We start from the raw sequence: 22,824 nt of genomic DNA, 5'->3' as shown, positions 1-22,824 counted from the left end.
CTTGCCCGAACTTATTTCTTTTTGCCGGCGATCGGCTTGGCCTTACCCTTGCGGGTGCGCGCATTGGTGTGCGTGCGCTGGCCACGGACCGGAAGGCCCTTGCGATGGCGGAGGCCCCGATAGGAAGCCAGATCCATCAGCCGCTTGATGTTCATCGCCACTTCGCGACGAAGATCGCCTTCGACCATATGATCGGAGTCGATCGCCTCACGGATCTGCAATACTTCCTGGTCGGTCAGGTCCTGGACGCGCCGCTCCGGAGCGATGCCCAGTTTCTGGGCGATCTGCACCGCCTTGGTGCGCCCGATACCGTGGATATAGGTAAGTGCGATTACAACGCGTTTGTTGGTCGGGATGTTGACACCCGCAATACGTGCCATGGATAGTTTCTCCTGCTCCACAGGAGGGCTGGCTGCCCCTCCTATCTCAGCGCTTCATGAGCCCCCACAACAAGCATAGCCGACGAGCGCAAGGGAGCGCCGCCGGGGTGCCGGTTATCGGGATGAGGTGCAGATAGGATCGGGCGAGGGCGTTGTCAACGGATTCGCTGGCGAAAATATGGAGACGCTTCAAAGCCCCAGGCGGAGCATTTCAATGACGGGCGGTAACCCGACATTAACCTTATTAGACTGTAACCGTCCCACGGCCAAGCCAGCCGCTGGGGGTATAAGGTTGAGCGAGCATAAGTCAGCGTACAGAGCGGAGTTCGAGGTCGAGCCGGTCGAGGTCCTGTCGCCTGTAGGAAAGGTGCCCTTGCGTCCGCTGCCCGCGAACAAGGCGCGCCCCACGGAGGCGTTGCGTCTGCGACTTTATGGGCTTCTGATCCTGGTCGATACTGTCGCCATGGCCGCCGCCTTCGCCTTGGCCGGCGCAATCCGATTTGGAAGCCCCCAGCATACGGAGAGTATCGAAACCTTTGCGCTGCTTTGGCCCATCTATGTTTGCCTCGCGCTCAACGGGCGCGCTTATTCCATCGATGCCCTTGAAAACCCGCGTGCCGGCGCCTCGCGGGCGACACAGGCGCTTGTCTTTGCCATCTCGGCCGCGGTCGCCATGCTTTTCTCCCTCAAGGTCAGCACGGACTTCTCCCGCCTGGTGTTCGGCATCGGCGCGGTGGGTGCATTGATCCTCGTAACCGCAGGCCGTCTGGCGGCGGGAAATGCGATCGGCAAGCGGTTCGGCTGGACTTTCCGGAACGAATTGCTCTTCGTAGATGGAACAAATGCGCTCCCGTCCTCTGGCGAGGATGTGACCTTCGCGGATCGGGAGGGCCTTCAGCCGTCTCTCGACGACCCCGAAATGCTCGACCGGATTGGCCGACTGCTCGAGCATCGCGACAGAGTGATCCTTGCCTGCCCACCTGCCCGCCGCCGCGCGTGGGCGCAGATGCTGAAGGGCGCCAATGTCGATATAGAGATCCTTGCGCCAGAATTGGATCAGTTAGGGGCATTGGCCCTACGCCAATATGGCGGGCGCTCGACCTTTCTCGTGGCCTGCGGGCCGCTGGGTCTGCGCGACCGCATTCTGAAGCGAGGGCTTGATATTGCCATCTCGTCAACAGCGCTTTTCCTGCTGGCACCGCTTCTGATGGCCATCGCCCTCGCGATCCGAATCGAAAGCAAGGGCTCCGTCCTTTTTCGCCAGCCGCGCGTCGGACGCGGCAACCGGATTTTCTCGATGGTGAAGTTCCGCAGCATGCGGGCCGAAGCCACCGATACCGCCGGCGCCCGCTCTACCGGACGCGATGACGATCGCGTGACCCGCGTCGGCCGGTTCATCCGCCGAACAAGCCTTGACGAGATGCCGCAGTTGGTGAACGTGCTGAAAGGCGAGATGAGCATCGTCGGACCACGCCCCCACGCACTTGCCTCGACCGCCGAAGACCGATTCTTCTGGACCATAGACGCACGCTATTGGGACCGACATGCGATTAAGCCCGGCCTCACTGGCCTCGCCCAGATCCGCGGCTTTCGCGGTGCCACCGCCAGCTGTTCCGATCTTACCAACCGCCTTCAGTCGGATCTCGAATATCTGGTCGGCTGGACGATCGGGCGCGACATCACAATCATCGTTAAGACCTTACAGGTGCTAATGCACAGGAACGCCTTTTGATAGTTCCCGGATCCAAAGAACATAATCTTGGCAACCGCTTTCGAAGGCGGCGCATGGCCAAATTTCTAGAGTTGGTCGAGCCTGTCAGGGCGCGCAAGACCGTCCGAATTCTCGATGTTGGCGGGACCGCCGCTTATTGGCGTGCCCTACCCGCGCTTTATGGCCTACCCGGCGTTGAGATCACCGTGGTAAACTTGGACCAGCCAGAATCGTCCGAAGCCAACTTGGAATTGCGCGCCGGCAACGCATGCGACCTTCCGTTCGCGGACGGCACATTCGACATCGTTCATTCCAACAGCGTGATCGAGCATGTCGGCCACTGGACCGAGATGGAACGCATGGCGGCAGAGGTGAGGCGCCTCGCGCCGTCGCATTTCATTCAGACGCCGAACATCGGATTTCCGATCGAGCCGCATTTTAAACTGCCCTTTGTTCATTGGATGCCGGAGCAGGCGCGAATAAGGGCCCTTCAAATGACGGGAAGGCTGGGCGGGGACATTGACGCTGGCGCAGCCACCCGGGCGGTTCAGCGTATCTCGCTCTTGAGTGCATCCCAGTTCTCTTTTCTGTTTCCCGAATCCCGTATCTGGAAGGAACGGGTTGCTGGTTTCACTAAGTCGCTGGTAGCGATCCGCTGATCGCCTTCGGCCCGGCACAAAAAATATTCGCACCACCCTTACCGAGATTGCAGCTTATCCCGAAAAGGATGCGGGAAAATGTTTGGCGCTCAATACGATAAGGGCGCCGATATCTTCTCCATGAACCATTCTGTCACGAATACATCTAGACGGCTGATGAGTTTGCTAGGATCCGTAGTCGCTCGTTGAGGGGTGGCATTCAACGCACGTTCCAATGCCGCCTGCAAATCGCCCGGGCCTTCTGCCACCTCGATCAAGCCATGTGCTGCAAAGGCAGTGACAATTTCACGTTGGTGGTCGTCATAATGCTCCCCGAGATCGGGGCGACGCGGCATCGCCACAACACGGCATCCGACCCGCAGGGCTGTTACGAGCGAACCCGTCCCGCCGTGACAAAAGACGATGTTCGCACGAGAAAGAAGCCGCTGGATCTCGTCAAAACCCATTCGCTCGTGACCCTCTAGTCCATCTGGCATAGCGCCGCCACCTCCGACCTGGGCTACAATATGGCTTGGCCTCCCCCTTCCCTCTGGAAGGGCGGCGACAGCATTCACCAGCCGGTCGAATGGCATGACGGTCCCGACGGTGACAAAGCCAAGATCGTCTTTGTGCTCGTTGGTGGGCCCAAGCAGGACCAGCGGATCACACAGTTCGGAATTGGGCCACATGTCGAGCAGGTGTGCTGATTGGACCACGACCTTGTTCGCGAAAGGTCGTGCCAACCGGCCAAATAGGGAGGGGCGATGAACCCTGGCGAAGGATTCAATCAAGACGAATTTAGCGCCGAATAATCTGGCGAAAAGCACCGGGAAGAAAGCCGAGCCGGCGCCGGTCGAGATGACCAAGTCCGGTCTTTCCTCCCTCGCATGTCGCCAGGCGGCGATCAGGTTGCGCACAGCCGAAGCAATGAGGACGCCTGTCGATTGAACCTTGGCTTGGCCCAAAGCGAAATGGGGTACGGTGCGCACACGATGGTCCGCCGCTAGACTTTCAGCGAGCGGGGTTGGCTCCGTTACGAAATAATGATCGTACCTCTCCCAGAAGGGTGCGAGATCGAGTATCTGACGGAGATGCCCCCCTCCCGATGCCGCTAGACAGATACGGAGACGGGTAGTTTGCGGATCAGCCATTAAGCGGCGTTCCCAACGGAGTCTGGTACTGTCGCCTACCTACAGCATCAGTCAGGAGCAAGCGTCCTAAATATTTGGTTCGTTCGACCGGTCGCGCGGCCAATTCAGGGCGAGCACACCGACGGAAGTAATATTTCGAGATTCCCCTATCGGTCCAACAATCGATCGCGGTCCCCATGAGGCTATTATGGCGGAGGCAAAGCGGGCCCGCAACCAACCTGGAGAAATGCTCAGTTCAACGATGGGAGTAATCAAAGCTGAATAAAACCGATTCTGCATTGATTATGTAGGCCCCCTATCACTTTGAAACCTGTGGAGGCGCAGATTTGGCTCAAATCGACAGCCTGGTTATTCGACTGACACCCGAGAGCATGCGCAAGATGAATCTCTGCAGCCAAAGGTACCTGGACAAACGGGCCCTCGCGTCATCGGCAGCCAGAGCGAACCCCATGCGCTCCAGGTCTAGCCGCGCCTCCCCGAGCCTTTTTACAATGGCGGCCTTATGAACAATCAGATGCTCCAATTTTTCCTTCAGACCATACGGATGATAGCGCCGAAACCTTCGAAGTGGTGAGCCCGGCTTGCCCGAACTAATGAGGTTGTCGGAGGCGTTCGCGCCATGCCGGCGATAAAGCTGAAGCACATCCGGCAGCAAGATCGCTGCAGCAAGACGCTGCGCGATGCCATTAATCCAGGCATCGTGAGTGACAGCACCATCGGGGATCGGAAGCACGATAGATTGCCAATCCCGTCGGTGCGCCGAGCAGCATCCGGTGACGAAGTCCTTCTGCGGGATACCAAGCCGCTTCATGTTGGCGACCTTCGTCACACCGCTGGAATTCAGTTCGGCGTCCACTATCAGCTGATCGTTCAAGACAACCATGGCGTCAGGGTCACTTTGGAAAGCGGCAAGCACACGCTCGATCTTTTGATCGTACCAGACATCATCCTGGTCCGACAGGAAGACCACGTCCCCCCGGCATAGCGACAGCGCCTTCGCAAAATTCTGAATATAGCCAAGATTGGCCTCGTTGCGGTGGATGATGACTTCGAAGGGAGACGCAAGCTTGAACCTCTCGACTATTTCGACAGTGGCATCGCTTGAACAATCGTCGCAGACCACGAGCTCATCCGGCAATAGGGTTTGCGTAGAGAAACTCTCTAACTGCGCCTGAAGATAGCGGGCACCATTAAAGGTGGCCATGGCGATGGAAACTATCGGCTTCATATGACCGCCTTTTGGCCGGTGACGGTCACGAATTTAGTTCGCTCGACCAGTCGACCGGCATTGCCGCTGCCCCAGCTCAACAACTTGTACAGAGTGAAGATTCCGCTAGAATGGCCCACGACGGCCAAAGCTGTTCGCGAGATTTTCCAATCACGGTGACGGGTGGCTAGAAGGGAAATCGGGGCCGCATTGAAAGCGGCCGCCGCCAGCTGACCCCAGATCAATGCCCAAGGCCCATATCCGCCAATGGCAAGTGTGATCGAAATTAGTCCCCCTAGGATCTGGCTAGCCATCGAGATGGTGGATATCTGCCGGAACTCGCCTGCTCGCTGAAGAAGAGCAGTTTCAACAGAGGCGAGCGCACCCATCGGAAGAAGGAATGACGCGACCACAAGGACAGCCTGAAGCGTCGGCAGTTGCAGCGCAGCCGCAACCCACGGAGACACTAGGCTCACGATCAAGGCCAGCAGGACACCAAGCCAAAATGCCAGAACAAAAGATGCAGTGACCTGACGCGCTCCGATCCTTTTTCGCTGGATCAGCGACAGGCCGAAGGTACCGTCATTGAGGGCGATACCAAGATTGACGACAGCGATGGCTGCCGCGACCACGCCGAATTCCGCAGGCGTGAGAAGTCGCGCCAATATCGCCACGACCAGAAGCCCGATCATCGCCTGCACGAGACGCCCCCCAGTCTGCCAGACCACGCCACTGATAGTGCGCTTGGTCATTGAAGGCATTTCGCGATGTCGCAATTCGTTGCCGCGCGGACTATCCCTAAACAAGCAACCTCCGACATCCGTTCGCTCAAGACTGGTCAGCTTCAGGCATGCCCTATATATGATTGGTGGCAAACCCGCATACTGCTTGGGGTCATTCCTATCGCGGACGATACGCTCCCCGTTTCGTTCACCAGATCGTTGCTGGCAGGGCAAATGTTGCAGATCGCATGCGCTAGAAGAACAATTTCCGAATGCTGAGCCGCACCGACCGGCCAAGCGGATCGAGCAGGTCGGGCTGATAGCCGATCGGAGTCAGGCCGTTGCGATCCTGCACGTCGATCCGGGTGTCGAACAGGTTGGTCACCGACAGGCTGACACGCGCTCCTCTCAGCCAGCGATGCGCCCGTATCAAGGAACGTTGCTGACCGAGATCGGCGAACAGACGCACGTTGAGTGTCGCGATATCGGAAAAGAATAGATCTTCCGCACCTGGTGCGCCGCCGATCCCGCCATTCACTTTGGTGCCGCTTTGCCAATTGCCGGTGAGGCGCGCGCCGAAGCCGTTCTTGTAGATGCCGGCCTGGGCCTCGATCTCATGCCGGGGCTGGCCGCCTCGGCTACCGACAGCCGAGCCGCCCAGGAGATCGAGTTCCGGAACACCCTCGCGTATCAGGATACGGTCCACCAATCTTATATTGTGATAGAGCGAGAATTGCAGCCGCCCTCCCTGACCGCGCCCTCCGCGACCGAACCCGCCTCGACCGCGCCCTCCGCCGCCTGCGCCACGCTGCGCTTCGCGCGCGTCAGAAGGCAGGGAGCTTGGATTGTCGGATGTCGCCGTCGTCGACGCGCCGTCCGCAGGCTGACTTCGCCCGCGCCAGCCGCCTCGCCCGCTCTGACCGCCGGCACGCCGCTCGGGCCCGATCGGCTGGGAAAAATTAAGACCCCAACGAAGCTCTCGCCTGGCCGATCTCTGGAAATTGACCGGACGGCTGTCGATACTGACCAGCCCGCCCGACGCATCCCGCGCGAAGCGGTCCGGAAAAGCCGCTTCGATTTCAGGCGTTGCGGTCGGAAAAGAAGCGATCGGATTGCGGATGCGGCTGTTCGTATAATTGGCGGTGATCGACAGATCCGTTTCGTCGAACGGCTTCAGTGTCAGCCCGGCTTTGAACACACGCCGATTGTCGGCACGAAGGGCCGGATTGCCGCCGTCGATCCGGTCGATGTCGACCGTTTGTCCGCGGATAAAATCGAACACCCGCACATTGGGCGTCAGCACCGTCGGATCGCCAAGCTGCTGCATGCTCGGCGCGCCTTCCTCATCCGTCACCGACAGGATGATGTCCAACGGCTTGAACGGCGACCAGTTGAAGCCACCCCCCAGGGTCCGCAGCGTCCCGAAGTCGGAGAGTTCCTCCACTTCCAGATTGAGGTTGGCGGAAAGATCGCCAATCGCGGCCAGGACGCCATTGCGGCGCTTGGCGATCGGAAGGTCCAGGTTGGCCTGCATATTGGCTTGATCGCGCGACAGCGATCGTTGCTGGAAGATTTCCGCGCGCCGCGCCGCGCTGCGCAGCCCGCGCGTTTCGCCACCGGCGCGAATCGTCGCCGACACCGCGCCGGCGGGCAGATCGAACAAGGATCCGTTCGCGACCAGTTCGGCTTCGGCGGTCTGGCTCCAGCTTTGCGCCCGATCGCCGGAACTGTCTGTGTCGGTCAGACTGTCGCTTTCCGACCGGTCATAATTGCCCGTCGCCGACCAGCGCCACGAAGCGAGATCGCCGTTCAGTGCGAGACCGAGATGATAGGTCATGACGTTGGTATCGCGCACCAGAGGCCTGTCGCCCCCGATGTCGGCCAGGCCGAGGAAGCTCGTCGTTGAATTGGATTGGAATTCGCCATTGAGCGTTGCCGACACATTGCCGAAAATGGTCCGATTGAGCGTAGCGTTCACGGACGCTTCCTCCGCCAGGGGCAATAGGCTGCGATAGGCACGCGTATCCGGCGTGCCCGGCGGATCGTCGGCGATGATATTGCGTTCGCTTTCGAACAAAGCTGAGTCGCGCTCATAGTCGAATTCGACGCTCCAGCGTCCATTTCGGTTCAGCCGCAGGATGTTGATTTCGGCTTCCTGGCTGTCGCGCCCGCCGCCTGTCGCCAGGCCGCCCTCCGCTTCGGCGGTGATCGCACGGAAGCGGCGGCGCAACACGAAATTGACGACCCGCTGATCGGCCCGATAGCCATATTTCAGCGCCACCTCTTCCGGCAGGATGTCGACCCTTTCGATCGCTTCGGGCGGAATGCCACGAATTTCGGAGAAGCCGGAAATGCGCCGGCCGTTGACGAGAAGCACAGGACGTTCCCCGCCCCTCCCGCGGCCGCTACGGGTTTGCGGCGCCAGCGCATCGAGCAGTTCAGCAAGGCTGCCGGCGCCATAGGCACGTATATCGCGGCGATCGAGCGACACTTCCGGTTCGATATCACCGATGACGGCGCCGCGAAGACGCTGTCCGGTGACGACAATCTCCTCGCCCTCCTCCTCCTCGCCATAGTCCTCCTCGGGTTCGCCGCTGGCCGGATCTGAAGCAGCCGCAGGCCCATCATCCTGCGGTGGCGCTTGCGCCGTATCCGCAGTCCGCCATTCCGATAGTGCCGGAGCTTCTTGTGCATAGAGCGGACCCTGCGCCGTCGTCGCGAGCAGGAAGAGGATGAGACAATTACGCAAAATGGGAACATCCTTCATCGTCGACAGCCGGCTGCCGCATTCCGACTTAACGACAAATGTATCGTGGCGAATGTATCGCACCCTTGCTGTTACATGGCTGTGACGTTGCGCGTCGCATGACCCGAAGATGCACCCGGTTCCCGTTAAGCAGATCAAACCACCATGGTTACCGAACGTTAATCATATTTGGGCATCTGCGGATGCCAGATGCCTTCATAGCAACATCCGTCGATCACAAGACCGCAAGATCATGCCCAAAGCAAAGGACGCTCATGACGGAAACAGGCTCTCCTCAACCTGCAGGACCGACGGGCGACAGCACTCATGCCTTGGCTTGGTTGGATCGCTGGGTTTGGCTTCTTCTACCTTTGGCGCCTTTCATCTTCGCCTCCGTCACCTGGGATCCGTGGGGTAACAACTCCCTTCTCCAAGCGATCCTGCGCTCGCTTTCACTCCCGATTACGATCATCGAAATGATCGTAATCTTCTTCGCGCTAATGACCGGCTTGCGGCTCGCTTCCTCGTTTCGAAGAATGCCTGTCTGGGTCCGAATCGTTCTTGCCATACTGATCGCCATCGCACTCCTGACGACGATCTTCGTCGCCCAGGACAGAGCAGCGGCCACCGTCCGCACCTATGCATGGGCAATCCACCTCCTTTTCGGGTTCAGCCTCTGCGACTTATTCGAAACCCGATGGTCGCAGCTTCGGCCCTTCGTGTGGCCGTCCGTCGTCGGAGGCACCCTGTTGTATATGCTCGCAGTCATTGCCCTCGTGCTTGCCATCCCTGACGAGCAACTCTTCAACTGGAAGGGGTTCGGTCTCGGCGTGACTCATATTCGCCAAGTTGCATTCTATTCGATCGTGGGGGCCGGCGCCTCGCTCGGGCTTGCCGCGATCACGAACAACCGCTTCTATTATTGGGCAGCAATCGTCGCGGCCACATTGCTTCTCGCATTGTCCTTCTGGTCGGGAACGAGAGGCTCACTTCTTGCCGTCTTTGTCGCTTTCGGGACGGGATGGATCCTATTGCGGCCGATGCGCAATTGGGCCGCCATCGGCGCTTTGGTCGCAAGCTACACGGCCGGCGGTTTGCTTTCGCTGGCTCACCAGCCGCCTCATCCATTCTACGGCCTGTTTCGCATCTCCAGATCGACTGCGGTGACCGGCGCCGACAAACTGGCGACCGGCAGGCTCACCCAGTGGCAGGAAAGTGCTCGCGCTATTTGGGACAGGCCATTGTTCGGCTATGGTGAAAGTCAATATGGGCATGCGGTGCCGGGCTGGGACCAATTCAATCATCCGCATAACATCTTTCTGCAATTACTGATTCAGTGGGGCATGCTCGGCGCCGCCTGCTTCCTCGCCCTCACGGCCTATCTCGGCTGGCATTTCGTGAAGCGCGCGCAAGATGGGAGCCCGCAGGCGATCCCGGCCTTTTTGGCTGCGGCCGGGCTAGCAACTATGTCGCTCTACGAAGGGTCCCTATACCATCCCTATCCTGTCATGATGCTCGTGGTGGCTATCGCCTTTGTTTTCTCAGCCAAGGACAAATCGCTGGCATGACCGCTGAAGGCGGATCGGAAGCGTCAGCGGACCCGATTGAGCTTGGCGCGCAACCGATCCAACTGTTCGGCCATGACCTGGTCCACAATCGGCGCAATCTTGTCGGCGCCGCCGCGGACATACCCGCCGAATACATATGTCTGGACGATCTCCGTTCCGTCAATGGCCGGCTTCAGGGACCAGGTGAGCGTTCCTGTCGCGCCTTCCGTCTGCAGCGGCCCGAGTCCACCCTGAAGGCGCAGCACCGAACCCGGCTGTACGAACACGACCCGCATATGCTCGACGCTGCCGCCGCCCTGCAAGGTCTCGCAAAAGCAGCCGCCTGCTTTCAGGTCGAGGTGGAGATTGGCGCCCTCGCCCGAATAGCTGTGCGCCGGATTCCACCAGTCGCCAATCCGGCCCAGCATGGCATAGGCTTCGCCTGGCGTGGCAGCGACGACGATTTTGGATTCAAGCTCGAAGCCGACGGTCGTCGCTGCCTTCACTTCGGCTTGGGCGGGAGCGGCGACGCTGAGCGCGACCATGACGGCCACCTTGGCTCCGGTCTTCATGGCTAGCCTCCTCGTCGCCCACGCTTCAGAGGATGCGCCAAGCTCCGAAAAGCGTCAATCTTGCCGGTCGAGAATGGCCTCTATCGCCGCTTCCACCTCGGCAATCGGCGCCATCCCGTCGACACGGCTGACCAGATCCTTCGCCTCATAATGAGGAAGGATCGGCGCCGTCTTGGCACGATATTCGACCAGGCGGTTGCGAACCGTCTCCTCATTGTCGTCGGGCCGGCGTTTAAAATTGGTGGAGCCGCAAATCTCGCAAACGCCCTCGGTCTTGGGGAGCTTGTAACGGTCATGATAGCCTTCGCCGCAGCTGGCGCAGGAGAAACGGCCGGTGATCCGGTCGACCAACTTTTCTTCGTCGACGACGATCTCGATCACCTGGTCGAGCTTCATGCCCTTTTCCGCCAGCAGACGGTCCAGCGACTCCGCCTGCGCTCTGGTCCGGGGATAGCCGTCCAGGATAAAGCCTTTGGCGACGTCGTTCTGGTCGAGGCGATCGGACAATATGCCCGTCACTATCTCGTCCGACACCAGATCGCCGGCATCCATCACCGCCTTGGCTTGAAGACCTACGGGCGATCTGGCGGCGACGGCGGCACGCAACATGTCGCCCGTCGACAGCTGCACCATTCCACGATCGCGCTCGAGCCTGCTTGCCTGCGTACCCTTTCCAGCCCCCGGCGGTCCGAGCAGGATGATGTTCATGTCCCTGTCCCCCAAAAGTGCCACCGTCAGCGGCGGCCACCGCCCTTCAGTTTGGCCTTCTTGATGAGATCGCCATATTGGTGGGCGATGAGATGGCTCTGGATCTGGGTTACCGTGTCCATCGTGACGTTGACGACGATCAGCAAGCTGGTACCGCCCAGATAGAATGGAATGCCGGCGCGCGCGATCAGGAATTCCGGCACGAGGCAGATCAGGGTCAGGTAGGCGGCGCCGACCACGGTGATCCGGGTCAGCACATAATCGAGATATTCCTCGGTGCGCTTACCCGGACGGATGCCGGGAATGAAGCCTCCATAGCGCTTCAGATTCTCCGCCGTTTCCTCGGGATTGAAGACGACCGCGGTATAATAGAAGCAGAAGAAGATGATGCCCGCGGCATAGAGCGCCATGTAAAGCGGCGCACCATGCTGGAGCGCGGTCGTCACCGTGATCAGGGCATCGCCCCACGCGCTTTCGCCCTCGGTGCGATTGCCCGCGAACTGCGCGATGGTCAGCGGCATCAGCAGCAGGGACGATGCGAAGATCGGCGGGATCACCCCTGCCGTGTTGATCTTGAGCGGCAAATGCGAACGCTCCGCCTGCATCTGGCCGCGAGCCGTTTGGCGCTTGGGATATTGGATCAGCACACGCCGCTGGGCCCGCTCCATGAAGCAGATGAACAGGATCAGGACCGCCGCAAGCCCGAGCACGCCCATGATGATGAGCGGCGACAAGGTGCCGGTGCGGCCGCCTTCGAATGCTTGCGCCAGTGCGGTGGGCAGCTGCGCGACGATCCCGGCCATGATGATCAGCGACACGCCATTGCCGATGCCCCGGCTGGTGATCTGCTCGCCCAGCCACATCAGGAACATGGTCCCGCCGACCAGGCTGATAACGGTGGTGATGCGGAACATCATGCCCGGATCGATCACCGCCGATCCGCTTGCCCCCTGGCCCCAGCCTTCCAGGCCGACCGCGATGAAATAGCCCTGGATGGCGCACAGGAACACCGTGCCATAGCGCGTATATTGGTTGATCTTCTTGCGCCCGCTCTCGCCCTCTTTCTTGAGCTGCGCGAGCGTCGGAGACATTGCAGTGGCCAGCTGCACGACGATCGAGGCGGTGATGTAGGGCATCACGCCCAAGGCGATCAGACTCATCCGCTCGAGGCTGCCGCCCGAGAACATGTTGAAGAAATCGAGCACGCCGCCCCGGGTCGTGTCGAACAGGGTGTTGAGCGCGCGCGGATCGATGCCGGGCAGAGGCACGAAACTCAGCAGCCGGAAGATGATCAGGGCCCCGAGCGTGAACCAGAGCCGCTTCTTGAGATCGGCAGCTTTGGCAAAATTGCCGAAGCTGAAATTGCTTGCCATCTGTTCGGCTGCGGATGCCATGTTCGTTCGATCCCGAAAAAGATGCGAGGCGGCGGAAAGCTTACCCCCGCCGCCTCATATAGTGACCAGTCGCGGCTTGTCAGCCTCTAGGATCAAAACCCTCACCCGGCGAAGACCGATCAGTCTTCCGTCTTTGCCGCCTTGGCACTGTCCTTCTTTGCGGCCTTGCCGTCTTTCCTCGCCGCCTTGGCGATGCCCTTCTTGGCGGCGGCCTTCTCGGCAGCCGGAACGACTTCGATCAGTTCGATCGCGCCGCCGGCCGCTTCCACGGCCTTGCGGGCACCGGCCGACGCACCGGCCACGCGGAAAGCGAGCTTCCCGCTGATCGTTCCCTTGCCGAGCAGGCGAACGCCGTCCTTGCCGCCGCGCGCGAGGCCTGCCGCCTTCAAGGCTGCGTGGTCGATCGTGCCGTCCGTCTTCAGCTTGCCGGCATCCACCGCCTTTTGGACCGCGCCGAGATTGACCTCAGCATAATCCTTGGCGAACACATTGTTGAAGCCGCGCTTCGGAATTCGCATGTGGAGCGGCATCTGACCGCCTTCGAAACCGAAGATGGACACGCCCGAACGGCTGGTCTGGCCCTTCTGGCCGCGGCCGGCAGTCTTGCCGAGGCCGGAACCGATGCCACGACCCACGCGAACGCGGGATTTGCGGGCACCTTGATTGTCGCGGAGATCGTTGAGTTTCATATTCGTTGCACTCGCTTTCGCTTTTGTCGCGCCGTCGGGAACGGGCTTATTCCGCCACCGACACCATGTGATGCACGCGCTTGATCATGCCGCGAACCTCGGGGCTATCCTCGAGCTCCACGGTGCGGTGCATCTTGTTCAGGCCGAGGCCAATCAGCGTCTTGCGCTGATCCGGCGCGCGGCGGATCGGCGATCCGGTCTGGGTGATCTTGATCTTCGCCATGTCTCTTACTCCACGACCGCTTCAGCATCGGCCTTGGCCTCAGCTTCGCCGGCGCCGCCGCGCCGCATCAGATCGGCAATCTTCTTGCCGCGACGCTGCGCAACCGACTTGGGGCTGGTCTGCTCGCCAAGCGCCTCGAACGTCGCCCGGATCATGTTGTACGGGTTGGACGTGCCGACCGACTTGGTCACCACGTCGGCGACGCCAAGGCTTTCGAACACGGCGCGCATAGGGCCGCCGGCAATGATGCCGGTTCCCGCCGGAGCGGTACGGACATAGACGCGACCGGCGCCGAAATGACCCATCCCGTCATGGTGAAGCGTGCGGCCTTCGCGCAGCGGCACGCGGACCATCGCCCGCTTGGCGGCCGCCGTCGCTTTGGTGATCGCCTCCGGAACCTCGCGGGCCTTGCCCTTGCCGAAGCCAGCCCTGCCCTTGCCGTCGCCGACAACGACCAAGGCCGCAAAGCCGAAGCGCTTGCCACCCTTCACGGTCTTGGAGACGCGGTTGATATGAACCAGCTTCTCGACCAGTTCCTCGCCGCCATCGTCGTCGCGATTGCCGCGACGATCGTCGCGACGGCCACGGCCGCCGCGATTGTCGCGCCCCCCGCCGCCACCGCGTCCGCCGCGCGGACCGCGATCACGGCGGCCCTCAGGGCGCGCTTCGACGGGTTCGGCTTCGCTGCTTGCTTCAGCAGCCGCGGCTGGAGCCGCAGCCACGTCCTCGGCAGCGGCCGGAGTATCGGCAGCGGGCTCGGGAGCGGCAGCTTCATTGGGAGTTTCAGCCGGAGCTGCGGCTTCCTCGACTGGCGCAGGAGCATCTTCGGCGGGAGCAGCTTGCTGCTCGGCAGGCGCTTCGGGCGCGGCCTCGGGCGCGGCGGTCGCCACGGCCTCTTCGGTCTGGGCGTTATCAGCCTCGCCGGACGTGTTCTTCTGGTCGGCCATATTTAGAACTCCAATCCGCCTTCGCGCGCCGCATCCGCGAGCGCCTTGACGCGGCCGTGGAACAGGAAGCCGCCACGGTCGAATATTACCTGGGTGACGCCGGCCGCCTTGGCACGCTCGGCGATGCGGCGGCCCACGTCCTGGGCGCCATTCGTCGTTGCCCCGGTCTTGCCGCGCACTTCCTTGTCCAGCGTGGACGCGGCCGCAACGGTACGACCTTCATCGTCCTTGATGATCTGGGCATAGATGTGCCGGCCCGACCGATGGATCGAAAGCCGCGGCCGCGAGCCGCCGCGCTTGCGAAGCGAAGTGCGGACGCGCTGACGACGCCGCTCGAAAAGGGAAAGTTTGGCCATGGCTTACTTCTTCTTGCCTTCTTTGCGGAAGATGAACTCACCGCGATATTTGATGCCCTTGCCCTTATAGGGCTCCGGCTTGCGCCAACGGCGGATCTCGGCGGCCAATTGGCCGACGCGCTGCCGGTCGTTGCCGGAAATCTCGACCGTCGTCTGATCCGGCGTCTTGACTTCCAGGCCTTCCGGCACCGGAATATTGACGTCGTGACTATAGCCGAGCTGCAGGCGCAAATTCTTGCCCTGGACGGCAGCGCGGTAGCCGACCCCGGTAATCTCGAGGACCTTGGTGAAACCTTCGGTCACGCCGGTCACGAGATTCTGAACCAGGGTCCGATGCATGCCCCAGAAAGAACGTGCGCGCTTCGTCCCGTTCGCCGGCTTGACGACGATACGATCGTCTTCGATGCCATAGCTGATGTCGTCCATCATTGCCATGGAGAGCGTGCCCTTGGGTCCCTTCACCGACAGCACGGATCCTTCGATCGATGCGGTCACGCTGGCCGGAAGGGCAACCGGGACTTTTCCAATACGGCTCATCAGAACACCTCCGCCAGCACCTCGCCGCCGACATTCTGGTCGCGCGCTTCCGCGTCGGACAGAACACCACGTGGCGTCGAAACGATGGTAATGCCGAGGCCGTTGCGGACCCGGGGCAGCTCCTGGCTTCCCGAATAGACGCGACGACCAGGCTTAGAAATCCGGGACAGGTGCTGGATCGCAGGCTGGCCCTCGAAATATTTGAGCTCGATCCGAAGCCCCTTGGCGGGCCCCAGATCTTCTTCCGTATAGCCGCGGATATAGCCTTCGCGCTGGAGCACGTCGAGGACGCGCACGCGCAGCTTGGACGCGGGCGAAACCACGCTGTCCTTGCGGGCCTGCTGGCCGTTGCGGATGCGGGTGAGCATATCACCCAAAGGATCGGTCAATGGCATCTGCTCTACCCTTACCAGCTCGACTTGGTCACACCGGGGATCAGGCCCTTGTTGGCCAGATCGCGGAGCATGATCCTCGAGAGACGGAATTTGCGATAATAAGCGCGCGAACGCCCGGTTATCTCGCAGCGGTTGCGGACCCGGGTCGGGTTCGCATTGCGCGGAATCTCGGCCATCTTCAGCCGCGCGATCAGACGCTCGGTATCGTCCCTGGACTCGTCGTCCGCGATCGCCTTCAGCTTCGCATATTGGCCGGCATATTTCTTCACCAGCCGCTTGCGACGCTCATTCTTATTGATCGAACTCAGTTTCGCCATGACTTAAGTTCTCTTCCTCTTGTCTAAGCGCAGTCGGCCTCAGGCCGCCTGCTTCTGTTCCTCTTCCGCCGGGAAGGGGAAATTGAAGAGACGCAGCAATTCGCGCGCTTCCTCATCCGTCTTCGCGGTGGTGGTGATGATGACGTCCATGCCGCGCACCTTTTCGATGCGGTCATAGTTGATCTCAGGGAAAATGATCTGTTCCTTGAGACCCATCGCGTAATTGCCCCGCCCGTCGAACGAGCGTGGATTCAGGCCGCGAAAGTCGCGGACGCGCGGCAGCGCGATCGTGACCAGTCGGTCCAGGAATTCGTACATCCGTTCCCGACGCAAGGTGACCTTTACGCCAATCGGCATGCCTTCGCGCAGCTTGAACTGGGCGATCGACTTCTTTGCCTTGGTGATGACAGGTTTCTGGCCGGCAATCAGCTCCATCTCGGCAGCCGCGATGTCGACCTTCTTCTTGTCCTGGGTCGCCTCGCCGACGCCCATGTTGATCACGATCTTCTCGATACGCGGAACTTCCAGCCCGTTCTTGTAGCCGAACCGGTCCGTCATCGCCTTGATGATGCGATCCTCATAATCCTGCTTCAGGCGAGGCTTGTAGCCGTCCTTCTTTGCTTCAGCCATCGATCAACTCCCCGGACCGCGCTGCGATGCGGACCTTGTTACCATCCCGGACCTCGAAGCGGACACGTGTCGCCTTGCCGGTCTTGGGATCCTCGATCGCCACTTTGGAAATGTGCAGCGGCGCTTCCGTCCGCTCCAGTCCACCCTGGGGATTGGACTGGCTCGGCTTCCTGTGACGGGTGATGATATTGACGCCGGACACGATCACCTTGCCCTCGCGAGGCAGGCTCTTCGTGACTTCGCCATGCTTGCCCTTGTCCTTGCCGGACAGGACGACGACCTTGTCGCCTTTCTTGATCTTAGCGGCGGCCATTACAAAACCTCCGGCGCAAGGCTGATGATCTTCATATGCTTCTTCGCGCGCAGCTCGCGGACAACCGGACCGAAGATGCGGGTGCCGATCGGCTCGGCATTGTTGTTGACGAGCACCGCGGCGTTGGAATCGAAGCGGATGGTCGAACCGTCCGGACGATGGATGTCCTTGGCGGTGCGGACGATGACCGCCTTGTGGACGTCACCCTTCTTCACGCGGCCGCGTGGCGCCGCCTCCTTCACGGAAACGACGATGATATCGCCCACGCCCGCAAACCGGCGCTTAGACCCGCCGAGCACCTTGATGCACTGGACGCGCTTGGCGCCGCTATTGTCGGCAACCTCAAGGTTAGACTGCATCTGGATCATCGATCCATTCCTTCTCTCACTTCAACCGGAACCGGTCCGGCGATCAGCTTACAAATTCAGGCCCGAAACCAGGCCCGATGAATCAGGCCACATCCGCCTTGGCCGGCGTGGCATGGGTGTCGACCCGCTCCACGACCTTCCAGGTCTTCAGTTTCGAGATCGGGCGCGTCTCCTCGATGCGCACGGTCTCGCCTTCGCGAAACTCATTGCCCTCGTCATGGGCATGATATTTTTTCGACCGCTTTATGATCTTGCCGTAGAGCGGGTGCTTCACCCGCCGCTCGACCTTCACCACCACGGTCTTGTCGGTCTTGTCGGACACGATGGTCCCGGTCAGAATGCGCTTGGGCATGTCTACTCCTTATGCCTCGGCCTGGACGCGGCGCGCGCGTTCGGCCTGAAGCGTCTTGATCTGGGCGATCGTGCGGCGCACCTCACGGATCCGAGACGGCTTTTCCAACTGGTTGGTCGCCGCCTGGAAGCGCAGGTTGAACTGCTCGCGCTTCAGCTCGCCCAAGCTTTCGGAAAGCTGGTCGTCAGTCTTGGTCTTGAGATCGTCGATCTTGGCCATTTGCTTCACTCTTCGTCCATCACGGATTCGCCAAGACGGGCAACCACCTTGGTCTTGATCGGCAGCTTCTCCGCAGCACGCTCGAAAGCGACGCGGGCGAGCGGGCCGGGAACGCCGTCCAGCTCGAACAGGATGCGGCCGGGCTTCACCCGCGCCGCCCAATATTCGGGCGAGCCCTTGCCCTTGCCCTGGCGGACTTCGGCGGGCTTCTTCGACACCGGCACATCCGGGAAGATGCGGATCCACAACCGGCCCTGACGGCGGATATGGCGGGTGATGGCACGGCGCGCGGCCTCGATCTGGCGCGCGGTGATCCGTTCGGGCTCCATCGCCTTCAGGCCGAAGGCACCGAAGTTCAGATCGGTGCCGCCCTTGGCGTTGCCCGAAATGCGGCCTTTGAAGGCCTTGCGGAACTTGGTCCGTTTGGGTTGCAGCATTTAAATTCGCCTTCTGACACCGATTGTCGGTCGATCAGGCGGTCAGCTGAAGCTATCGCTTCACCTGGCCGGCCGGACACCCGAGGTTTGCGCTTCCATCATGAGCTTGTCCTGGGCCAGCGGGTCGTGGCCGAGAATTTCACCCTTGAAGATCCAGACTTTGACGCCGCACACCCCATAAGCGGTGTGGGCGGTCGCTTCAGCATAATCGACATTCGCACGGAGCGTATGGAGCGGCACGCGGCCTTCGCGATACCATTCCGTCCGCGCGATCTCGGCACCGCCGAGACGGCCGCCGCAAGTGATCCTGATGCCTTCCGCGCCAAGACGAAGAGCCGATTGGACGGCTCGCTTCATGGCGCGGCGGAAGGCGATACGGCGCTCGAGCTGATCGGCGACCGATTGGGCGACCAGCTTCGCGTCGATCTCGGGCTTGCGGATCTCGACGATATTGAGCGAGACGTCGCTGGACGTCATCGCGCTAAGCTGCTTGCGCAGCTTTTCGATGTCTGCGCCCTTCTTGCCTATGATCACCCCGGGCCGCGCCGCATAGACCGAAACACGGCACAGCTTGGCCGGACGCTCGATCACCACCTTGGATATGGCAGCCTGCGGGATCGCCTTCATGATGAAGGCGCGGATTTTCAGGTCCTCGAGGAGCAGCCGTCCATAGTCGGCGCCTTCGGCGAACCAGCGGCTGTCCCAGGTGCGGTTGATCTGCAACCGCATGCCGATCGGGTTGGATTTCTGACCCATTATTCTGCTTCCTGCTGCTCGCGGACGACGATGCGTACCCGGCTGAACGGTTTGACGATCCGGCTGGAGCGGCCACGGGCACGCGGGGTCCAGCGCTTCATCGAGATGCTCTTGCCGACGCTTGCTTCCGCAACCACCAGCGAGTCCACGTCGAGATTGTGATTGTTCTCGGCATTGGCGATCGCCGACGCGAGGACCTTGCGCACGTCCACCGCCATCGCCTTGCTGGAGAAGGAGAGGATGTTGAGCGCATCTTCGGCCTTGCGGCCGCGGATCAGACCCGCAACGAGGTTCAGCTTGCGCGCCGAACCGCGAATCTGGGTTCCGACCGACAAAGCTTCATTGTCGGCAACCTTGCGGGGGCTCTTCTGCTTGCCCATGGCTTACCTCTTGCCCTTCTTGTCGGACGCGTGGCCGGGGAAGAAGCGGGTCGGCGCGAATTCGCCGAGCTTCATGCCAACCATGTCCTCGTTCACCGAGACCGGAACGAATTTGCGGCCATTATAGACGTTGAAAGTCAGGCCGACGAACTGCGGCAGGATCGTGGAGCGGCGCGACCAGGTCTTGATCGGGGCGCGGGTACCGGCTTCCTGCGCAGTCTCCGCCTTCTTCAGCAGCGACAGCTCGACGAACGGGCCTTTCCAGACGGAGCGGGCCATATCTACCTCTTCTTCTTTGCGTGACGCGAACGGATGATCATCTTGTCCGTCGCCTTGTTCGAACGGGTACGGGCGCCCTTGGTGGGCTTGCCCCAGGGCGTGACCGGGTGACGGCCGCCCGATGTGCGGCCTTCGCCGCCGCCGTGCGGGTGATCGACCGGGTTCTTGGCGACGCCCCGGGTCAGCGGACGACGGCCCATCCAGCGGGTGCGGCCGGCCTTGCCGAAATTCTGGTTCTGATTGTCCGGATTGGAGACGGCGCCCACCGTCGCCATGCAATCGGAGCGGATATAACGCTGCTCGCCCGAATTCAGACGGACGATGACCATGCCCCGATCACGACCGACGACCTGGACATACGTGCCGGCGGAGCGGGCGATCTGGCCGCCCTTGCCCGGCTTCATCTCCACATTGTGGACGATGGTGCCGACCGGGACGGAGCCCAATTCCATGGCATTCCCCGGTTTCACGTCGACTTTCTTGCCGGCAACGATCGTATCGCCGGGGGCAAGCCGCTGCGGCGCGATCACATAGGCCTGCTCGCCATCCTCATAACGCACCAGAGCGATGAACGCGGTGCGGTTGGGGTCATATTCGAGCCGCTCGACAGTGGCCGGCTGATCCCATTTGCGACGCTTGAAATCGATGTAGCGGTAACGCTGCTTGTGGCCGCCGGCGATACCGCGCGACGTCACATGGCCTTTATTGTTGCGGCCGCCGGTCTTGTTCTTGCCTTCGGTCAGCGCCTTGACGGGCTTGCCCTTCCAGAGTGCCGACTTGTCGACAAGGATGAGGCCGCGCTGCGACGGGCTGGTCGGATTATATGTCTTGAGTGCCATCGATCGAGCCTCAGATACCGGTGGTGACGTCGATGGACTGGCCGTCGGCCAGCGTCACGATCGCCTTCTTCATGTCCGAGCGCGTATAGGGACGGCCCTTCCAGCGCTTGGTCTTGCCCTTCTGGGTGATGGTGTTGACGCCCATCACATTGACGCCGAAAAGAGCCTCGACGGCCGCCTTGATCTGCGGCTTCGTGGCATCAGTGGCTACCTTGAAGACGACCGCATTCTGCTCGGACAGCAGGGTCGCCTTCTCGGTGATGTGGGGAGCGAGCACGACATCATAATGATTGATGTCGACCGCCGCTTTGGCAGGCTTCTTAGCCATTGAACCGCGCCTCCAGCTTCTCGACCGCGGCGCGGGTCAGCACCAGAGTCTCATGCTTCAAGATATCGTATACATTGGCGCCGACCGCCGGGAGCAGATTGACCTCGCGGAGATTCGACGAGGCCTGGGCAAAACCAACGTTGAGCGCATCGCCGTCGATCACCAGCGCCGTCTTGCCGAAGCCCAGCTTGCCGAGCTGCGCCTTCAGGCTCTTGGTCTTGGCTTCGCTGATGTCGAGATTCTCCATGACCACCAGCTGGCCATCGCGGGCCTTGGCGGAAAGAGCCATGCGGAGACCGAGTGCGCGGACCTTCTTGTTGAGCGACGGATTGAAGTCGCGAACACGAGGTCCATGCGCCTTGCCGCCGCCGACGAAGATCGGGGCGCGGCGATCGCCGTGGCGGGCGGTGCCGCCACCCTTCTGCCGGCCGAACTTCTTGCCGGTGCGGGCGACGTCCGAACGCTCACGGGCGGCGCGGGCAGTGCCGCGGCGCTTCTCGAGCTGCCAAGTGACGACGCGGTGAAGGATGTCGGCACGGGGCTCGACGCCGAACACCTCGTCGTTGAGCTCTATGTCCTTGCCTTTGCCGGCACCATCCAGGGTCTGAACCTTGACCTTCATGATCAGCTTTCCTTGCTCTCGTCGGCGGCGGCATCGCTCTCGGGCGTTTCCGCCGGAGCCTGGGCGTCAGCCACTGCAGCGGCTTCGGCCGCGTCATTCTCGGCCGCATGGGCATCGGCCTCGGCGACGCCGGCGGCCACTTCCTCGGCGCCCGGCAGCGGCGCAATCTCGTGCTCGGCAGCGGCCTCGATCATGCCGGCCGGCGCTTCCTCATGCTCGATCTCGCCTGCGATCGCGCGGATGCCGGCAGGATAAGGCGCCTCATCGGGACGCTTCACCTTGACGGCGTCCTTGACCAGCAGCCAGCCACCCTTGTGGCCGGGAACCGATCCCTTGACGAAGATCAGGCCGCGGGTCGCATCGGTGCGGACCACTTCCAGATTCTGCTGCGTGCGATTGCGGGCGCCCATATGGCCGGCCATCTTCTTGTTCTTGAAGACGCGGCCCGGATCCTGGCGCTGGCCGGTCGATCCGAGCGCACGGTGCGAGACGGAAACGCCGTGCGTTGCACGCATACCGCCAAAGCCCCAGCGCTTCATACCGCCGGCAAAGCCCTTGCCCTGGGTGCAGCCCTGGATATCGACCAGCTGGCCTGCCACGAAATGGTCGGCCGTCAGCTCGGAGCCGACATCGAGCAGGGCATCTTCCGCCACCACGAATTCGGCAATGCGGGCCTTGGGCTCGACTTCGGCCTTACCGAAATGGCCGCGTTCCGGCTTGGTGAGGTTCTTCGCCTTGGCGGTGCCGGCACCGAGCTGAAGCGCGACATAGCCGTCGCGATCGCTTTCACGGCGCGCAATCACCTGAACATTGTCGAGCACCAGGACGGTGACGGGCACGTGACGGCCGTCTTCCTGGAACAATCGGGTCATCCCCATTTTCTTCGCGATCACGCCAGTGCGCATGACCAAACTCCTTATGACAGAGGCCCGCGGACCATTCCGCGGGCATGTTCAGCCCAGAAAAGATGCGTGCCCCGCTTGGGCTATTCCCCGGCCGAAACCGGAGATGCGGGGGACGCAGACCACGGCAAGCCGTGCGGTATCCCTATTTCGTGCCGG

At 61.4% G+C, this 22,824-nt stretch carries 31 protein-coding genes; 3 read left to right on the top strand and 28 right to left on the bottom strand.

The window, feature by feature from the left end:
- Window positions 1-11: 11 nt before the first annotated feature.
- A complete protein-coding gene (rpsM, locus tag RQX22_RS03505) occupies window positions 12-380 on the bottom strand; it encodes a 30S ribosomal protein S13 (protein ID WP_315723721.1) in 369 nt (122 codons plus the stop codon).
- A gap of 373 nt (window positions 381-753) precedes the next feature.
- Between rpsM and RQX22_RS03500 the strand changes: the two genes are divergently transcribed.
- Both RQX22_RS03500 and RQX22_RS03495 read left to right on the top strand, forming a co-directional pair.
- Window positions 754-2,112, top strand: a complete 1,359-nt coding sequence (locus RQX22_RS03500; protein WP_315723719.1) for an exopolysaccharide biosynthesis polyprenyl glycosylphosphotransferase — start codon at window positions 754-756, stop codon at window positions 2,110-2,112.
- Window positions 2,113-2,183: 71 nt separating this feature from the next.
- Window positions 2,184-2,750, top strand: coding sequence for a class I SAM-dependent methyltransferase (locus tag RQX22_RS03495; protein WP_410001590.1), 567 nt, complete (start codon window positions 2,184-2,186; stop codon window positions 2,748-2,750).
- A gap of 89 nt (window positions 2,751-2,839) precedes the next feature.
- Here RQX22_RS03495 and welK read toward each other — a convergent pair whose 3' ends face one another.
- From welK to RQX22_RS03475, 4 genes are all read right to left on the bottom strand, one after another.
- Window positions 2,840-3,880 carry a beta-1,4-glucuronosyltransferase WelK gene (welK, locus tag RQX22_RS03490; RefSeq protein ID WP_315723715.1) on the bottom strand — a complete coding sequence of 347 codons (1,041 nt, stop codon included), beginning with the start codon at window positions 3,878-3,880 and terminating at the stop codon, window positions 2,840-2,842.
- Window positions 3,881-4,211: 331 nt separating this feature from the next.
- Window positions 4,212-5,108: a glycosyltransferase family 2 protein gene (locus tag RQX22_RS03485; protein ID WP_315723713.1), complete on the bottom strand. Its 897-nt coding sequence runs from the start codon at window positions 5,106-5,108 to the stop codon at window positions 4,212-4,214.
- Complete coding sequence (locus tag RQX22_RS03480; protein ID WP_315723711.1) at window positions 5,105-5,839, bottom strand: oligosaccharide flippase family protein; 735 nt, start codon at window positions 5,837-5,839, stop codon at window positions 5,105-5,107. Before RQX22_RS03480 ends, RQX22_RS03485 begins: the two co-directional genes overlap by 4 nt.
- 223 nt (window positions 5,840-6,062) lie before the next feature.
- Window positions 6,063-8,558: a TonB-dependent receptor gene (locus RQX22_RS03475; protein ID WP_315723709.1), complete on the bottom strand. Its 2,496-nt coding sequence runs from the start codon at window positions 8,556-8,558 to the stop codon at window positions 6,063-6,065.
- Between the two features lie 116 nt (window positions 8,559-8,674).
- Between RQX22_RS03475 and RQX22_RS03470 the strand changes: the two genes are divergently transcribed.
- A complete protein-coding gene (locus RQX22_RS03470; protein WP_315723707.1) occupies window positions 8,675-10,123 on the top strand; it encodes an O-antigen ligase family protein in 1,449 nt (482 codons plus the stop codon).
- A 23-nt stretch (window positions 10,124-10,146) separates the two neighbouring features.
- On the opposite strand, the gene RQX22_RS03465 is transcribed toward RQX22_RS03470, so the two are convergent.
- From RQX22_RS03465 to rplC, 23 genes are all read right to left on the bottom strand, one after another.
- Complete coding sequence (locus RQX22_RS03465) at window positions 10,147-10,674, bottom strand: SRPBCC family protein (protein ID WP_315723705.1); 528 nt, start codon at window positions 10,672-10,674, stop codon at window positions 10,147-10,149.
- 54 nt (window positions 10,675-10,728) lie between these two features.
- Window positions 10,729-11,382, bottom strand: coding sequence for an adenylate kinase (locus tag RQX22_RS03460; RefSeq protein WP_315723703.1), 654 nt, complete (start codon window positions 11,380-11,382; stop codon window positions 10,729-10,731).
- Window positions 11,383-11,408: 26 nt separating this feature from the next.
- Window positions 11,409-12,776 carry a preprotein translocase subunit SecY gene (gene secY, locus RQX22_RS03455; RefSeq protein ID WP_315723702.1) on the bottom strand — a complete coding sequence of 456 codons (1,368 nt, stop codon included), beginning with the start codon at window positions 12,774-12,776 and terminating at the stop codon, window positions 11,409-11,411.
- A 119-nt stretch (window positions 12,777-12,895) separates the two neighbouring features.
- On the bottom strand, window positions 12,896-13,465 hold the full coding sequence (gene rplO, locus RQX22_RS03450) for a 50S ribosomal protein L15 (RefSeq protein ID WP_315723700.1): 570 nt from the start codon (window positions 13,463-13,465) through the stop codon (window positions 12,896-12,898).
- 46 nt (window positions 13,466-13,511) lie between these two features.
- On the bottom strand, window positions 13,512-13,688 hold the full coding sequence (rpmD, locus tag RQX22_RS03445) for a 50S ribosomal protein L30 (RefSeq protein ID WP_315723698.1): 177 nt from the start codon (window positions 13,686-13,688) through the stop codon (window positions 13,512-13,514).
- Window positions 13,689-13,693: 5 nt separating this feature from the next.
- Window positions 13,694-14,410 (bottom strand): 30S ribosomal protein S5, encoded by a 717-nt coding sequence (gene rpsE / locus RQX22_RS03440; RefSeq protein WP_315724582.1) that lies wholly within the window; start codon window positions 14,408-14,410, stop codon window positions 13,694-13,696.
- A gap of 227 nt (window positions 14,411-14,637) precedes the next feature.
- The gene (gene rplR, locus RQX22_RS03435) at window positions 14,638-14,991 is read right to left on the bottom strand and encodes a 50S ribosomal protein L18 (protein WP_315723696.1); all 354 of its coding nucleotides are present in this window, start codon (window positions 14,989-14,991) and stop codon (window positions 14,638-14,640) included.
- Window positions 14,992-14,994: 3 nt separating this feature from the next.
- Window positions 14,995-15,528 (bottom strand): 50S ribosomal protein L6, encoded by a 534-nt coding sequence (gene rplF / locus RQX22_RS03430; protein WP_315723694.1) that lies wholly within the window; start codon window positions 15,526-15,528, stop codon window positions 14,995-14,997.
- Window positions 15,528-15,923, bottom strand: a complete 396-nt coding sequence (rpsH, locus tag RQX22_RS03425) for a 30S ribosomal protein S8 (protein WP_315723692.1) — start codon at window positions 15,921-15,923, stop codon at window positions 15,528-15,530. Before rpsH ends, rplF begins: the two co-directional genes overlap by 1 nt.
- Before the next feature lie 11 nt (window positions 15,924-15,934).
- Complete coding sequence (gene rpsN, locus RQX22_RS03420; protein ID WP_315723688.1) at window positions 15,935-16,240, bottom strand: 30S ribosomal protein S14; 306 nt, start codon at window positions 16,238-16,240, stop codon at window positions 15,935-15,937.
- A 39-nt stretch (window positions 16,241-16,279) separates the two neighbouring features.
- Window positions 16,280-16,870: a 50S ribosomal protein L5 gene (gene rplE / locus RQX22_RS03415; RefSeq protein WP_315723686.1), complete on the bottom strand. Its 591-nt coding sequence runs from the start codon at window positions 16,868-16,870 to the stop codon at window positions 16,280-16,282.
- Entirely contained in the window at window positions 16,863-17,183 is a 321-nt protein-coding gene (rplX, locus tag RQX22_RS03410) for a 50S ribosomal protein L24 (protein ID WP_315723683.1), read from the bottom strand. The genes rplE and rplX overlap by 8 nt, the downstream gene beginning before the upstream one ends.
- Window positions 17,183-17,551, bottom strand: a complete 369-nt coding sequence (gene rplN, locus RQX22_RS03405) for a 50S ribosomal protein L14 (RefSeq protein ID WP_315723681.1) — start codon at window positions 17,549-17,551, stop codon at window positions 17,183-17,185. The genes rplX and rplN overlap by 1 nt, the downstream gene beginning before the upstream one ends.
- A gap of 82 nt (window positions 17,552-17,633) precedes the next feature.
- Window positions 17,634-17,903: a 30S ribosomal protein S17 gene (gene rpsQ, locus RQX22_RS03400; protein ID WP_315723679.1), complete on the bottom strand. Its 270-nt coding sequence runs from the start codon at window positions 17,901-17,903 to the stop codon at window positions 17,634-17,636.
- Between the two features lie 9 nt (window positions 17,904-17,912).
- Window positions 17,913-18,122, bottom strand: coding sequence for a 50S ribosomal protein L29 (gene rpmC / locus RQX22_RS03395; protein ID WP_315723677.1), 210 nt, complete (start codon window positions 18,120-18,122; stop codon window positions 17,913-17,915).
- A gap of 5 nt (window positions 18,123-18,127) precedes the next feature.
- Window positions 18,128-18,559, bottom strand: coding sequence for a 50S ribosomal protein L16 (gene rplP, locus RQX22_RS03390; RefSeq protein ID WP_315723675.1), 432 nt, complete (start codon window positions 18,557-18,559; stop codon window positions 18,128-18,130).
- 60 nt (window positions 18,560-18,619) lie between these two features.
- Complete coding sequence (rpsC, locus tag RQX22_RS03385) at window positions 18,620-19,315, bottom strand: 30S ribosomal protein S3 (protein ID WP_315723673.1); 696 nt, start codon at window positions 19,313-19,315, stop codon at window positions 18,620-18,622.
- Window positions 19,315-19,695 (bottom strand): 50S ribosomal protein L22, encoded by a 381-nt coding sequence (gene rplV / locus RQX22_RS03380; protein ID WP_315723671.1) that lies wholly within the window; start codon window positions 19,693-19,695, stop codon window positions 19,315-19,317. The genes rpsC and rplV overlap by 1 nt, the downstream gene beginning before the upstream one ends.
- 3 nt (window positions 19,696-19,698) lie before the next feature.
- The gene (gene rpsS / locus RQX22_RS03375) at window positions 19,699-19,974 is read right to left on the bottom strand and encodes a 30S ribosomal protein S19 (RefSeq protein WP_315723669.1); all 276 of its coding nucleotides are present in this window, start codon (window positions 19,972-19,974) and stop codon (window positions 19,699-19,701) included.
- 2 nt (window positions 19,975-19,976) lie between these two features.
- Window positions 19,977-20,813 carry a 50S ribosomal protein L2 gene (gene rplB / locus RQX22_RS03370; RefSeq protein ID WP_315723667.1) on the bottom strand — a complete coding sequence of 279 codons (837 nt, stop codon included), beginning with the start codon at window positions 20,811-20,813 and terminating at the stop codon, window positions 19,977-19,979.
- 10 nt (window positions 20,814-20,823) lie between these two features.
- Window positions 20,824-21,141, bottom strand: a complete 318-nt coding sequence (locus RQX22_RS03365) for a 50S ribosomal protein L23 (protein WP_315723665.1) — start codon at window positions 21,139-21,141, stop codon at window positions 20,824-20,826.
- Entirely contained in the window at window positions 21,134-21,763 is a 630-nt protein-coding gene (gene rplD / locus RQX22_RS03360; RefSeq protein ID WP_315723663.1) for a 50S ribosomal protein L4, read from the bottom strand. The genes RQX22_RS03365 and rplD overlap by 8 nt, the downstream gene beginning before the upstream one ends.
- 2 nt (window positions 21,764-21,765) lie before the next feature.
- Entirely contained in the window at window positions 21,766-22,668 is a 903-nt protein-coding gene (gene rplC, locus RQX22_RS03355) for a 50S ribosomal protein L3 (protein WP_315723662.1), read from the bottom strand.
- Window positions 22,669-22,824 lie beyond the last annotated feature (156 nt).

The sequence above is a fragment of the Sphingosinicella rhizophila genome, from assembly GCF_032378825.1.
Taxonomy (GTDB): Bacteria; Pseudomonadota; Alphaproteobacteria; order Sphingomonadales; family Sphingomonadaceae; genus Allosphingosinicella; species Allosphingosinicella rhizophila.
Note: the sequence above shows the minus strand (reverse complement) of the source record. Positions and strands in the feature narration are given on the sequence as shown.